This window comes from Streptomyces sp. NPDC048275 (assembly GCF_040652275.1).
In the GTDB taxonomy this organism is placed as follows: Bacteria; Actinomycetota; Actinomycetes; order Streptomycetales; family Streptomycetaceae; genus Streptomyces.
On sequence record NZ_JBEZLR010000018.1, the window covers coordinates 44361 to 57309 of the forward strand.

At 66.8% G+C, this 12949-nt stretch carries 11 protein-coding genes; 7 read left to right on the plus strand and 4 right to left on the minus strand.

Annotated features, from left to right (window positions below):
* Positions 1 to 119: 119 nt before the first annotated feature.
* On the plus strand, positions 120 to 2750 hold the full coding sequence (locus AB0D57_RS13880; protein WP_362071315.1) for a transglycosylase domain-containing protein: 2631 nt from the start codon (positions 120 to 122) through the stop codon (positions 2748 to 2750).
* Positions 2751 to 2914: 164 nt separating this feature from the next.
* On the plus strand, positions 2915 to 4429 hold the full coding sequence (locus AB0D57_RS13885; protein WP_362071317.1) for a glycosyltransferase 87 family protein: 1515 nt from the start codon (positions 2915 to 2917) through the stop codon (positions 4427 to 4429).
* 136 nt (positions 4430 to 4565) lie between these two features.
* Here AB0D57_RS13885 and AB0D57_RS13890 read toward each other — a convergent pair whose 3' ends face one another.
* The 3 genes from AB0D57_RS13890 to AB0D57_RS13900 form a co-directional block, all read right to left on the minus strand.
* The gene (locus AB0D57_RS13890) at positions 4566 to 5597 is read right to left on the minus strand and encodes an alanine racemase (protein ID WP_362071319.1); all 1032 of its coding nucleotides are present in this window, start codon (positions 5595 to 5597) and stop codon (positions 4566 to 4568) included.
* Positions 5598 to 5749: 152 nt separating this feature from the next.
* Positions 5750 to 6871, minus strand: a complete 1122-nt coding sequence (locus AB0D57_RS13895) for a peptidoglycan bridge formation glycyltransferase FemA/FemB family protein (protein WP_362071321.1) — start codon at positions 6869 to 6871, stop codon at positions 5750 to 5752.
* Positions 6872 to 7065: 194 nt separating this feature from the next.
* Positions 7066 to 7380, minus strand: coding sequence for a hypothetical protein (locus AB0D57_RS13900; RefSeq protein WP_362071323.1), 315 nt, complete (start codon positions 7378 to 7380; stop codon positions 7066 to 7068).
* A 296-nt stretch (positions 7381 to 7676) separates the two neighbouring features.
* Here AB0D57_RS13900 and rpsF point away from each other — a divergent pair, with 296 nt between their 5' ends.
* The 4 genes from rpsF (at position 7677) to rplI (ending at position 9407) form a co-directional block, all read left to right on the plus strand.
* Positions 7677 to 7967 (plus strand): 30S ribosomal protein S6, encoded by a 291-nt coding sequence (rpsF, locus tag AB0D57_RS13905; protein WP_006604399.1) that lies wholly within the window; start codon positions 7677 to 7679, stop codon positions 7965 to 7967.
* 75 nt (positions 7968 to 8042) lie between these two features.
* Positions 8043 to 8648: a single-stranded DNA-binding protein gene (locus tag AB0D57_RS13910; RefSeq protein WP_362071325.1), complete on the plus strand. Its 606-nt coding sequence runs from the start codon at positions 8043 to 8045 to the stop codon at positions 8646 to 8648.
* 57 nt (positions 8649 to 8705) lie between these two features.
* Positions 8706 to 8942 (plus strand): 30S ribosomal protein S18, encoded by a 237-nt coding sequence (gene rpsR / locus AB0D57_RS13915; protein ID WP_003949403.1) that lies wholly within the window; start codon positions 8706 to 8708, stop codon positions 8940 to 8942.
* Positions 8943 to 8960: 18 nt separating this feature from the next.
* Positions 8961 to 9407: a 50S ribosomal protein L9 gene (gene rplI / locus AB0D57_RS13920; protein WP_362071327.1), complete on the plus strand. Its 447-nt coding sequence runs from the start codon at positions 8961 to 8963 to the stop codon at positions 9405 to 9407.
* A 196-nt stretch (positions 9408 to 9603) separates the two neighbouring features.
* On the opposite strand, the gene AB0D57_RS13925 is transcribed toward rplI, so the two are convergent.
* Positions 9604 to 10941 (minus strand): MATE family efflux transporter, encoded by a 1338-nt coding sequence (locus tag AB0D57_RS13925; protein WP_362071329.1) that lies wholly within the window; start codon positions 10939 to 10941, stop codon positions 9604 to 9606.
* 459 nt (positions 10942 to 11400) lie between these two features.
* Between AB0D57_RS13925 and dnaB the strand changes: the two genes are divergently transcribed.
* On the plus strand, positions 11401 to 12876 hold the full coding sequence (dnaB, locus tag AB0D57_RS13930) for a replicative DNA helicase (RefSeq protein WP_362071331.1): 1476 nt from the start codon (positions 11401 to 11403) through the stop codon (positions 12874 to 12876).
* The last annotated feature ends 73 nt before the right edge of the window (positions 12877 to 12949 follow it).

Sequence of the window (12949 nt, forward strand, 5' to 3'; positions counted from 1 at the left end):
CGTCCTCGGTGCAGTACGGGTGAATATGCACACGACCACATCCGTACTTCGGGGGGACCGGAAACCAGCCGCCGTTTCCAGGCGCGCACGGGTGCGCCTGCCCGAGGAGTAATCGTTCGATGAGCGAGCACCGTCGCAAACCGCCGCAGCCGCAAGGCGGCGGACGCGCCGCGGCACGACGCGGCCAGCCCGGCTCGTCCTCCGGCCGCCGCGCGGCGCCGCGAGGCGCCACCGGGTCACCCTCCGACTCCTATGAGTCGGGGGGTGAAGAGGAGCGCCCGTACGCCAGCCGTGCCGAGGCCCGGCGGGCGGCGCAGAAAAGCAGTAGTGGTGGCAGCCGGCGCAGAGGCGCCGATGCCGCGGGGCTCGGCGGTCGCCGCGGCGATCCCGGCGGCCCGTCCGGTCCTGGGCGTGGCCGGGCCTCGGGGCCTGTCAAGAAGCGCTTCATCGACTACCCGCGCGCGGGCAAGTATGGAGCCGCACGCTGGGTGCCGTCCTGGAAGCTGGTGACGGGTACGTTCCTCAGCTTCATGGGCGGGCTGATGGTCGCGGCAGGCATCGGGTACGCCATGGTGGGCATCCCGGACGCGAACAAGGCCGCCGAGGCCGAGAACAACGTCTTCTACTGGTCTGATGGGAAGACCCAGATGGCCGCGACCGGTGGTGACACGAACCGGCAGAACGTGAAGATCGACAAGATCCCCGACGCCATGCAGAAGGCAGTGGTCTCCGCCGAGAACGCGTCCTTCTACACGGACCGGGGCGTCGACCCGATGGGTATCGGTCGGGCTCTCTTCAACATGGCGCGGGGCGGTCAGACGCAGGGTGGCTCGACCATCACTCAGCAGTACGTGAAGAACACGTACCTGAGTCAGGACCAGACCGTCACCCGCAAGTTCAAAGAGCTCTTCATCTCCATCAAGGTGGGCTCCAAGCTGAGCAAGGACGAAATCCTTGCGGGCTACCTCAACACCGCCTTCTACGGCCGCAACTCCTACGGCATCCAGGCGGCCGCCCAGTCCTACTTCGGCAAGGACTCGGAGGACCTCACCACTGAGGAGTGCGTCTTCCTCGCGTCCGTCCTCAAGGGGCCGAACCTGTACAACCCCGACGGTGGTGTCGGAGCGAACGCCACGCGCGAGCTCAACACGGAGCGGGTCAAGGACCGCTGGAAGTGGATTCTGGACCGTGAGGTGACGGTCGGAAACATGACCCAGGCCGAGCGGGACGAGGTCGGCAGCTTCCCCAAGCTGAAGAAGCTGACGTCGACCCTGTCCGGACAGACCGGTTATCTCGTCGACATCGCCAAGGAATACGTGGCGAAGAAGACCGGCATCACCCAGGACCAACTGGAGCAGGGCGGCTACCGGATCTACACGACCTTCGACAAGGAGAAGGTCAACGAGCTGACCAAGGCCGTCAAGGCGACGGAGGAGAGCTTCCTCGACGCCAAGAAGCGCCCCAAGACCGACAAGAACGTGCAGTTCGGCGCGGCCTCGGTCGATCCGAAGAGCGGCGCGATCGTGGCGCTCTACGGTGGCGCCGGCTTCGACAAGGGTCACTACTCCAACAACGCCAATACGACGGGTGTGCCGGTCGGCTCGACCTGGAAGCCCATCGTGCTGGCCTCCGCGATGGAGTACGGGACCGTCGCCAGCGACGGGGAGCCCCTCTCGCCGATGAGCCGCTACAACGGCAACGACCTCCTCGTGATCAAGGATCAGAACGGCGATCCGATCATGGGATCCAAAGGCAAGCCGTTCCGTCAGAAGAACGAGGGAACCACGGCCTGGGGGATGGTGACCCTCAAGAAAGCCATGGAACAGTCCATCAACTCGCCATTCGCGCAGTTGGGCGTCGACGTGGGTCTCAAAACGACCCAGAAGGTCGCGGAGTCGATGGGCATCCTGCCGTCCTCCTTCGACCAGGGGAATATCAACAACGTGTCCTTCTCGCTGGGCACCTCGACCCCCAGCGCCATCCGCATGGCCGACGCGTACGGCACCTTCGCCGCGTCGGGGACGCACTACGAGCCGTACTCGGTCACCAAGGTGATCAAGGACGGCGATACGCTCCCGGAGTTCAAGCCCCCCGCGAAGCAGACCGCGATGGACGCGAAGGTCGCCGACAACGTGACCGACGTCCTGGAGAACGTCGTCAAGAACGGCACCGGCAAGAAGGTCGCGGACATCGGATTCCCCGTGGCCGGCAAGACCGGTACGACCGACAAGAACAAGTCGGCGTGGTTCGTCGGTTACACCAGGGAACTGTCCACGGCCGTCACCCTGTTCAGGACGGACCCGGACAAGGGCAAGCTGCTCTCCATGAACGGCACCGGCGGTGTGGAGTCCATCCACGGTGGTGACATTCCGGCCCAGGTCTGGAAGGACTACATGGCCGAGGCTCTCAAGAACTCCGAACATGAGCCCTTCCCGGAGGCCGAGAAGTGGGGCGAGATTATTGACCCCAGCCCGAGCCCGAGCGTGACCCCGTCGGTCACGGAGTCGGAGGAGCCGAGCCCGACGCCGAGCATCACGCCCAGCGAGTCCGAGGCCAGTCCCTCGCCCTCGGCGAGCGAGACATGTAACAACTTCTGGAAATGCGATGACAGCGGCGGGACGGAAACGGGGGGCACCGAAACCGGTGATCCGACCGGAGACGTATCGCCCACGCCCACGGCGACCGACACCGCCAATGGAAATACCAGAGGTAATACCAACGGCGGCATCTTCGGAGGCCAGACGGGCTGAGCGAGGGACGCGGAGCCCGCACAAGCAGGGGCCGTCAGCTTTGGCTGACGGCCCCTGTGCCATGTCCGGGACATTGTGTGGTCTTGATCACAAGCGGCGGGGAGCGGGGAAGGCATCGGTCGCCGCACCGCGCGCTCTCAGCTCCGTACGGCAGGATGTGCGCCATGCCCAGTGCAGAGACGACGCGAGCGAGCGTGCGCGAGCCGGAGCCGGTGCGGCCGACCAAGGAGGACGAGGTCGCCGCGGCCGGAAGTGAGCTGATCGGCGGCCCCATCGGACGAAGGGCCCTGTTCGGGACGTCCTGGTGGACCCCCGTACGGGTCGTCGCGCTCGTCGCGATCGGCATGTTTGCCCTCGGCATGGTGCAGAAGCTGCCGTGCTACGACGGCGGCTGGTTCTTCGGGGCCAGCTCGCAGTACACGCACGCGTGCTACTCGGACATCCCGCACCTGTACCAGGGGCGCGGATTCGCCGACGGTCTCGTGCCGTACTTCGACAAGCTTCCCGGCGACATGGACTACCTCGAGTATCCGGTGCTGACCGGTGTGTTCATGGAGGTGGCGGCCTGGCTCACGCCGGGCGGCGGCAGCATCCAGGACCAGGAGCAGATCTACTGGATGGTCAACGCCGGGATGCTCATGGTGTGCGCGGCGGTCATCGCCGTATGCACCGCGCGCATTCACCGCAGGCGCCCCTGGGACGGCCTCCTGGTCGCCCTCGCGCCCGCTTTCGCGCTGACGGCCACCATTAACTGGGACCTCCTCGCCGTGGCCCTGCTGGCCGCGGCGATGCTCATGTGGTCGCGGGGCCGTGCGCTCGCCTTCGGCATCCTGACCGGACTCGCCACGGCCGCCAAGTTCTATCCGTTCCTGGTGCTGGGTCCGCTTCTCGTGCTGTGCTGGCGGGCCGGCAAGTGGCGCGAGTTCGGGAACGCGCTCATGGGCGCCGTCGGGGCCTGGCTCGTGGTGAACCTTCCGGTGATGTACCTCGCCCCGGAAGGCTGGGCGAAGTTCTACAGCTTCAGTCGCGAACGGGGCATCGACTTCGGTTCGGTCTTCCTGTTCGTCTCGAACTGGTGGAAGGTCACGATCACCTCCGACATGGCGAACACGCTGGCGATGGTCATGATGGTGCTCGTCTGTGCGGGCATTGCCGCGCTCACGCTCACCGCTCCGCGCCGCCCGCGCTTCGCCCAGCTCGCCTTCCTGATCGTCGCCGCCTTCATCCTCACCAACAAGGTGTACTCGCCCCAGTACGTACTGTGGCTCGTCCCCCTCGCCGCGCTGGCCCGGCCGCGCTGGCGGGACTTCCTGATCTGGCAGGCGTGCGAGGTGGCGTACTTCCTGGGGATTTGGATGTACCTCGCGTACACGACCAGCGGGGACGCCCACAAGGGCCTGCCGACCGACGGGTACCAGATCGCCATCGCCGCCCATCTGCTGGGGACGCTGTACCTGTGCGCCGTGGTCGTGCGCGACATCTTCATGCCGGAGCGGGACATGGTGCGCAAGGCCGGCGACGACGATCCGTCGGGCGGTGTTCTGGACGGCGCGGAGGACGTGTTCGTGTTCGGTCCGGCGTCCCATCCGCCGCGGCATGCGGCCCACTTCGACGGGCCGCCGGTGGACTGGGGCAGCCAGGGTTCGCCCGCGCCGGCCGCGGGGGACGGTTCGCCCTGAGCGAACAGTGCGCGTGCGGGGTGTGAGCAGGTCTGTGAGCAGGTCGTAGGGAAACGCCACGCGAAAGGCCGTACACGGGGTCCGTGTACGGCCTTTGGGCTGTCGGAGGGGTGCTGGGGGGCGTACGACCCTGACGTCAGCGTTCGACGACGCGGTCGAACTGTGTGGTGGTGTGCCGCAGATGGGCCACGAGCTCGTCGCCGACCTTCGGTTCCGTGGCCTCGGCGGGCACGAAAAGGATCGAAACCTGCATGTGCGGGGGCTCGGCGAACCAGCGCTGCTTGCCCGCCCAGACGAACGGAGAAAGGTTCCGGTTGACCGTGGCGAGGCCGGCGCGGGCGACACCCTTGGCGCGCGGCATGACACCGTGCAGCGCCTTGGGAGCCTCCAGCCCTACTCCGTGCGACGTACCGCCCGCCACGACGACGAGCCAGCCGTCGGAGGCCACCTTCTGCTGCCGGTAGCCGAAGCGGTCGCCCTTGGAGACGCGCGTGACGTCCAGGACGGCCCCGCGGTACTCGGTCGCTTCGTGGTCCCCCAGCCACAGCCGCGTGCCGATCCGCGCCCGGAAGCGGGTCTGCGGGAACTGCTGCTGCAGCCGCGCGAGTTCCGTGGCCTTGAGGTGGCTGACGAACATCGTGTGCAGCGGCAGGCGGGCGGCGCGCAGCCGGTCCATCCAGCCGATGACCTCCTCGACGGCGTCGGAGCCGTCGGTGCGGTCCAGCGGCAGGTGGATGGCGAAGCCCTCCAGCCGGACGTTCTCGATGGCGGAGTGCAGATGCGGCAGTTCCTGCTCGCTCACGCCGTGCCGTTTCATCGAGGACATCACCTCGATGACGACACGGGCGCCCACGAGGCCGTACACGCCGTCGATGGACGACACCGAGCGGATGACACGGTCGGGCAGCGGTACGGGCTCCTCGCCCCGCCTGAACGGCGTCAGGACCAGCAGGTCGCCGCCGAACCAGTCCTTGATCCGGGCGGCTTCGTACGTGGTGCCGACAGCGAGGACGTCCGCGCCCAGGCGGGTGGCCTCGTCCGCGAGCCGTTCGTGGCCGAAGCCGTAGCCGTTGCCCTTGCAGACGGGGACCAGCCCCGGAAACTGCTCGGACACCTGCTTGTGGTGTGCCCGCCAGCGCGCGGTGTCGACGTAGAGCGTGAGCGCCATGGCCGGTCCCGGAACCTTTCTTGTGGCTGCGGTGTATCAGAGGTGTGAAAGGAAATTGTGGCGGATCCGCCGGGCCGACGTGGCGATACCGGGCCGGATCAGTGGCTCGACATGCGGTTCGGGACGCGGTGGGGGGCTTGTTTCGGACTGGCTCAGCGGCGCGACATGTAGATGTCGAGCGCCTTGTGAAGCAGCTTGTTCAGCGGGAAGTCCCACTCTCCGAGGTATTCGGCGGCCTGCCCACCCGTGCCCACCTTGAACTGGATCAGGCCGAAAAGGTGGTCGGTCTCGTCCAGCGAGTCGGAGATGCCGCGCAGGTCATAGACGGTCGCCCCGAGGGCGTACGAGTCGCGCAGCATCCGCCACTGCATCGCGTTCGAGGGCCGGAACTCACGTCCGATGTTGTCCGAGGCACCGTACGAGTACCAGACGTGTCCACCGACGACCAGCATCGTCGCCGCGGACAGGTTCACGCCGTCGCGCCGGGCGAAATAGAGCCGCATCCGGTTGGGGTCCTCGGTGTTGAGGGCCGTCCACATGCGCTGGAAGTACGACAGCGGGCGGGGCCGGAAGTGATCGCGGATGGCCGTGATCTCGTACAGCCGCTGCCATTCCTCAAGGTCGTGATAGCCGCCCTGGACGACCTCGACGCGTTCCTTTTCGGCCTTCTTGATGTTGCGGCGCCACAGCTGGTTGAAGTTCTTGTGCACCTCTTCCAGGGAGCGGTTCGCCAGCGGCACCTGGAAGACGTAGCGCGGTTGTACGTCGCCGAAGCCCGCGCCGCCGTCCTCGCCCTGCTGCCAGCCCATGCGGCGCAGCTTGTCGGCGACCTCGAAGGCGCGCGGTTCGATGAAGTCGGCCTCGATGTCGCGCAGGCGCTTCACGTCCGGGTTCTGGATGCCGCCCTTGATGGAGGTGGCCTCCCAGCGCCGGATGATCACCGGCGGGCCCATCTTCACGGAGAAGGCGCCCTGGTGCTTGAGGTGCGCGAGCATCGGCTGCAGCCACTCGTCGAGGTTCGGCGCGTACCAGTTGATGACCGGGCCCTCGGGCAGATAGGCGAGATAGCGCTTGATCTTGGGCAGCTGGCGGTACAGCACCAGCCCGGCGCCCACCATCTCGCCGGTCCTGTCGTCGAACCAGCCGAGGCTCTCCGAGCGCCACTCCGCTTTGACATCAGCCCACGCCGGGACCTGCATGTGGCTCGCCGAAGGCAGGCTCTGGATGTATGCCAGATGCTGCTCTCGGCTGATGGTCCTCAGGGTCAGGCTCATTCGGGGCGCTCCTCGGGCTGGTGTGTCCCCATGGGTACAGGGGCTCCGGCTCTCGCGCCGAAGCCTACTGCGCCCTGCGAGCGCCCCGTCTGGCCGTATGGATCCTGCGTCCGGACCGATGCGTGGTCAGGACGTTATGGGATGTTGTGTCGGTCTACCCGGGCGGGTATTGGTGCCCGAGTGGTTCGTCGACCTCAGCCGATGAGGCCGCCGAAGAGGCCGCCTTGTGACATGCCGAGGAAGAAGCCGAAGGCCGAGGCACCGAGACCCAGGATCAGCCCGAAGCGCTCCCGGGTCGTCTCCGAGATGAACTGGCCGCTGGCACCGGTGATGATGCCCAGCAGTCCCGTCCACGAGCTGATCAGATGCAGGCTGTGGAACTGTGCCGTGATGAAAGCCGTCGCGCCGAGCACCAGGGTCACCGCGAGCAGCGCGTCCTGGAGAAGGTGGCGTTTGTGGTCCGTCGCGAGCAGGGAGCCGGCGATGGTGGGTCGCATTGTCTGTGCCATGGGGCACCTCCTGCGGAAGGCGGCGCATCGTAGCGCCATACACACCCGATGTGTACAGATTGACGGTCACCCCGGCCGGATTTCAACCGGAAGCGGGTGTGCGGGTACTCTGTACCCTCTGCACCGGTGTCTGCCCAGGCCATGCCAGGCCTCGACAAGCCACGACAGGTCGTCCCGTTCGGATCCCCGATCGGGAAGCCCCGTTGTCAGTGGCGGCCGATACCGTTGCGTACGCATCACAACCCTCCTGCCACGGAACGACCGTGGCCGCTGAGTCCAAAGGAGGTGGGTTCCACATGCGTCACTACGAAGTGATGGTCATCCTCGACCCCGATCTCGAAGAGCGCGCTGTCTCCCCGCTGATCGAGAACTTCCTCTCCGTCGTCCGTGAGGGCAACGGAAAGGTCGAGAAGGTCGACACCTGGGGCCGTCGTCGTCTGTCCTACGAGATCAAGAAGAAGCCTGAGGGCATCTACTCGGTCATCGACCTGCAGGCCGAGCCTGCGGTCGTCAAGGAGCTCGACCGCCAGATGAACCTGAACGAGTCGGTCCTCCGGACCAAGGTCCTCCGTCCCGAGACCCACTGAGCTCTCCAGCTCAGCTGATCTCGGGCAACGAGTAGCAGCAAGCAGCCAGCAGCAAACCCGCCGAGAGGTACCCCCATGGCAGGCGAGACCGTCATCACGGTCGTCGGCAATCTTGTCGACGACCCCGAGCTGCGCTTCACCCCTTCCGGTGCGGCGGTCGCGAAGTTCCGTGTCGCGTCCACCCCCCGCACCTTCGACCGTCAGACCAATGAGTGGAAGGACGGCGAGAGCCTGTTCCTGACCTGCTCGGTCTGGCGTCAGGCGGCGGAGAACGTCGCCGAGTCGCTCCAGCGAGGCATGCGCGTCATCGTGCAGGGCCGGCTGAAGCAGCGGTCCTACGAGGACCGTGAGGGCGTCAAGCGCACGGTCTACGAGCTGGACGTCGAGGAAGTCGGCGCCAGCCTGAAGAACGCCACGGCCAAGGTCACCAAGACCACCGGTCGAGGTGGCCAGGGCGGTTACGGCGGCGGCGGTGGCGGCGGCCAGCAGGGCGGCGGCTGGGGCGGTGGCTCCGGCGGCGGTCAGCAGGGCGGCGGCGGTGCTCCCGCTGACGACCCCTGGGCGACCAGCGCTCCCGCTGGTGGTGGCAACCAGGGCGGCGGCGGTGGCGGCTGGGGCGGAAGCTCCGGCGGATCCTCCGGCGGCTCTGGCGGCGGCTACTCGGACGAGCCCCCCTTCTAGGCCCCCGGGCCGAGGGTGGGCCGTACCCCCACTTCTTGATCACACAGGAGATACACCATGGCGAAGCCGCCTGTGCGCAAGCCGAAGAAAAAGGTCTGCGCTTTCTGCAAGGACAAGGTCACGTACGTGGACTACAAGGACACGAACATGCTGCGGAAGTTCATTTCCGACCGCGGCAAGATCCGTGCCCGCCGCGTGACCGGCAACTGCACGCAGCACCAGCGTGACGTCGCCACGGCCGTGAAGAACAGCCGTGAGATGGCGCTGCTGCCCTACACCTCCACCGCGCGATAAGGGAAGGGTGACTGACACATGAAGATCATCCTCACCCACGAGGTCTCCGGCCTCGGTGCTGCGGGCGACGTCGTCGACGTCAAGGACGGTTACGCTCGCAACTACCTGATCCCGCGGAACTTTGCGATCCGCTGGACCAAGGGCGGCGAGAAGGACGTCGAGCAGATTCGTCGTGCTCGCAAGATCCACGAGATTGCGACCATCGAGCAGGCCAACGAGATCAAGGCCCGCCTCGAGGGCGTGAAGGTCCGTCTGGCCGTTCGCTCCGGCGACGCCGGTCGTCTCTTCGGTTCCGTCACCCCGGCCGACATCGCTTCCGCGATCAAGGCTTCCGGTGGCCCCGAGGTCGACAAGCGCCGCATCGAGCTGGGCTCGCCGATCAAGACCCTGGGCGCCCACGAGACGTCCGTGCGTCTGCACCCCGAGGTTGCCGCCAAGGTCAGCATCGAGGTCGTCGCGGCCTGATCGCTGCGCTCGGCATAGCTGAGAGAAGGGCCGTACCCGTTGGGGTGCGGCCCTTCTTCGTTTCACGTGAAACGGGAGTTCAGGGGGAAGCGGCGGTTCGGGGAAGGTGGTGTTTCCCGTGAAACGGGGGGGTGGGTTTCACGTGAAACGAGCCGCTTGCTGGTGTTCGGTCAGCCCGCTTGGTCGGGCGGCTTGGTCAGCGTGTCGCGCCCGTGACGATCCAGCGGTCTGAGCGGGAGCGTAGCCACAGGGTCAGCATCCTTACCGCCATCATCAGCGTCATCGCTCCCCAGAGTGCGGTGAGCCCGCCACCGGCCGCGGGCACCAGCAGTGCGACCGGAGTAAAGACCGCCAGGGTGAGCAGCATCGCCCAGGCCAGGTACGGCCCGTCCCCCGCGCCCATCAGGACCCCGTCCAGGACGAAGACGATCCCGCTGATCGGTTGCGAGACTGCCACCAGGACCAGAGCGGGCAACGCCGTGTTCTGGACGGCCGAATCGCTGGTGAACAAGGGAAGGAAGAGCGGGCGGGCGGCGATCACCAACAGGCCGAGGACGACACCGGCGGCGATGCCCCACTGGACCATCCGGCGGCAGGCCTCGCGGGCCCCTTGTATGTCGTTCGCGCCGAGATAGCGCCCGATGATGGCCTGCCCGGCGATGGCGATCGCGTCGAGCGCGAAGGCGAGGAGGCTCCACAGCCCCATGATGATCTGGTGCGCGGCGATGTCGGTGTCCCCCAGGCGGGCTGCGACGCCAGTCGCGATCATGAGGATCGCCCGCAGCGACAGCGTGCGCACGAGCAGGGGTACACCTGCCTGGGCGCAGGCCCGTATCCCGGTGGCGTCCGGTCGTAGCGAGGCACCGTGCTTCCTGGCTCCGCGGACAACGACGAACAGGTAGACCGCGGCCATGCCGAACTGGGCGATGACGGTGCCCCAGGCGGATCCCGCGATGCCCAGGTCGGCGCCGTAGACAAGGCCCGCGTTGAGCACGGCGTTGGCGACGAAGCCCGCGACGGCGACGTAGAGCGGCGTCTTCGTGTCCTGCAACCCGCGCAGGACCCCCGTGGAGGCGAGCACGATGAGCATCGCGGGGATGCCGAGCGACGAGATGCGCAGGTACGTGGTCGCGTATGGGGCTGCGGTGTGTGAGGCGCCGAAGAGTTCCACCAGAGCGGGCGCCGAGGGCAGGACAGCCGCGATGACGGCGGTGCCGAGCAGCAGCGCCAGCCAGATGCCGTCCATGCCCTGACGGATGGCGGCGGGCAGATCGCCCGCGCCGACCTGGCGGGCGACGGCGGCGGTGGTGGCATAGGCGAGGAAGACGAAGACACTGACGGCTGTCATGAGAAGGGCGGAGGCGACGCCGAGACCGGCCAGTTGCGCGGTGCCCAGGTGGCCGACAATGGCGCTGTCGACAATCACGAAGAGAGGCTCGGCGACGAGTGCGCCGAAGGCCGGAACAGCCAGCGCGACGATCTCTCGGTCATGCCGGCGTCGGGCGGCCCTGGGCGCCGCGGGAGCCTGTGTCATGAGCACCAATCTAATCTTCCACAGGTAAGAGATGCAAGGTGCCAGAGGTCCTTACGATCGGTCTCGCTGGGCGTGTCGCAGCGCCCTGCTTGCAGGGATCTTGGCCCGACCGGGAAAGTTTTTCTTCTGCACAGCCGGTGGACGGGAAAGTGGCAGGTCAGAGCCAGTTCCTCCGGGTCGCTGAGGGCTTGTTCACAGGCCTGTCCACCGAGTCGTGCACAGGTTTCGCGGAGTTCTCCACAGCATCCGGGCCGTCGTCCACATGGCCTGTGGATAACCAGATTGGCTGACGGTGCCCGCAGGCCTAACGTGGTGCGTCGCCCACTCTCTCCATCGCCCTCGGAAAGCTCGCAAAACCGACGCGTCAGAAGCGGAGTTGGGCCTCTTATTTGTCAGTGCCGTGCCGTAGAAATGAAGAGCACGGCTAGGTCCGCTCGGCGGACGGGAGGAGGTGGCTCGGTGAGCATTTCCGAGCCCTTGGACGACCCGTGGGCCGACAGCGGTCCCAGCGATCGTCTGCCATCTTCCCGTCGGAGCCGCGATGGTGGCCGGGGTCGCGACGAACAGCACGACCGCGACCGGGACAACGGACCGTGGGAGAGCGGAGGTTCGTCCTTCGAGCGCGTGCCGCCGCAGGATCTGGACGCCGAGCAGTCCGTCCTTGGTGGCATGCTCCTGTCCAAGGACGCAATCGCCGATGTCGTCGAGGTCATCAAGGGCCACGACTTCTACCGCCCCGCGCACGAGACGATCTACACGGCGATCCTCGACCTGTATGCGAAGGGTGAACCGGCCGACCCGATCACCGTCGCCGCCGAGCTCACCAAGCGAGGTGAGATCACCAAGGTCGGCGGAGCGTCGTATCTGCACACCCTCGTCCAGACGGTCCCGACGGCGGCGAACGCCGAGTACTACGCGGAGATCGTCCACGAGCGCGCGGTTCTGCGCCGTCTGGTCGAAGCGGGCACGCGCATTACGCAGATGGGATACGCGGCCGACGGCGACGTCGACGAGATCGTCAACAGCGCCCAGGCCGAGATCTACGCGGTTACCGAGCAGCGCACCACCGAGGACTATCTGCCGCTCGGTGACATCATGGAGGGCGCGCTCGACGAGATCGAGGCGATCGGCTCGCGGTCGGGCGAGATGACCGGAGTGCCGACCGGTTTCACCGACCTCGACTCGCTCACGAACGGGCTGCACCCGGGCCAGATGATCATCATCGCCGCGCGTCCGGCCATGGGTAAGTCGACCCTGGCACTGGACTTCGCGCGAGCCTGCTCGATCAAGCACAACATGCCCAGCGTGATCTTCTCGCTCGAAATGGGGCGCAACGAGATCGCGATGCGTCTGCTGTCCGCCGAGGCCCGCGTCGCCCTGCACCACATGCGATCCGGCACGATGACCGACGAGGACTGGACCCGGCTCGCGCGCCGCATGCCGGACGTCTCGGCCGCGCCGCTCTACATCGACGATTCCCCGAACCTGTCGATGATGGAGATCCGCGCCAAGTGCCGCCGCCTCAAGCAGCGCAGTGACCTGAAGCTCGTGGTCATCGACTATCTGCAGCTGATGCAGTCCGGCGGCAAGCGGTCCGAGAGCCGACAGCAGGAGGTCTCCGACATGTCGCGAAACCTGAAGCTGCTGGCCAAGGAGCTGGAGCTGCCGGTGATCGCACTGTCGCAGCTCAACCGTGGCCCCGAGCAGCGCACAGACAAGAAGCCCATGGTCTCCGACCTTCGTGAGTCCGGATCGATCGAGCAGGACGCAGACATGGTGATCCTGCTGCACCGCGAGGACGCGTACGAGAAGGAGTCACCGCGCGCGGGCGAGGCGGACATCATCGTCGGCAAGCACCGTAACGGCCCGACGGCCACGATCACCGTGGCCTTCCAGGGCCACTACTCGCGCTTCGTGGACATGGCACAGACCTGATCCGGCTTCGTGGCGTGGGCACAGGAGACATGCGGTCCGCATGCGGAAAATGGACTCGACGCGAGGTGTCGGG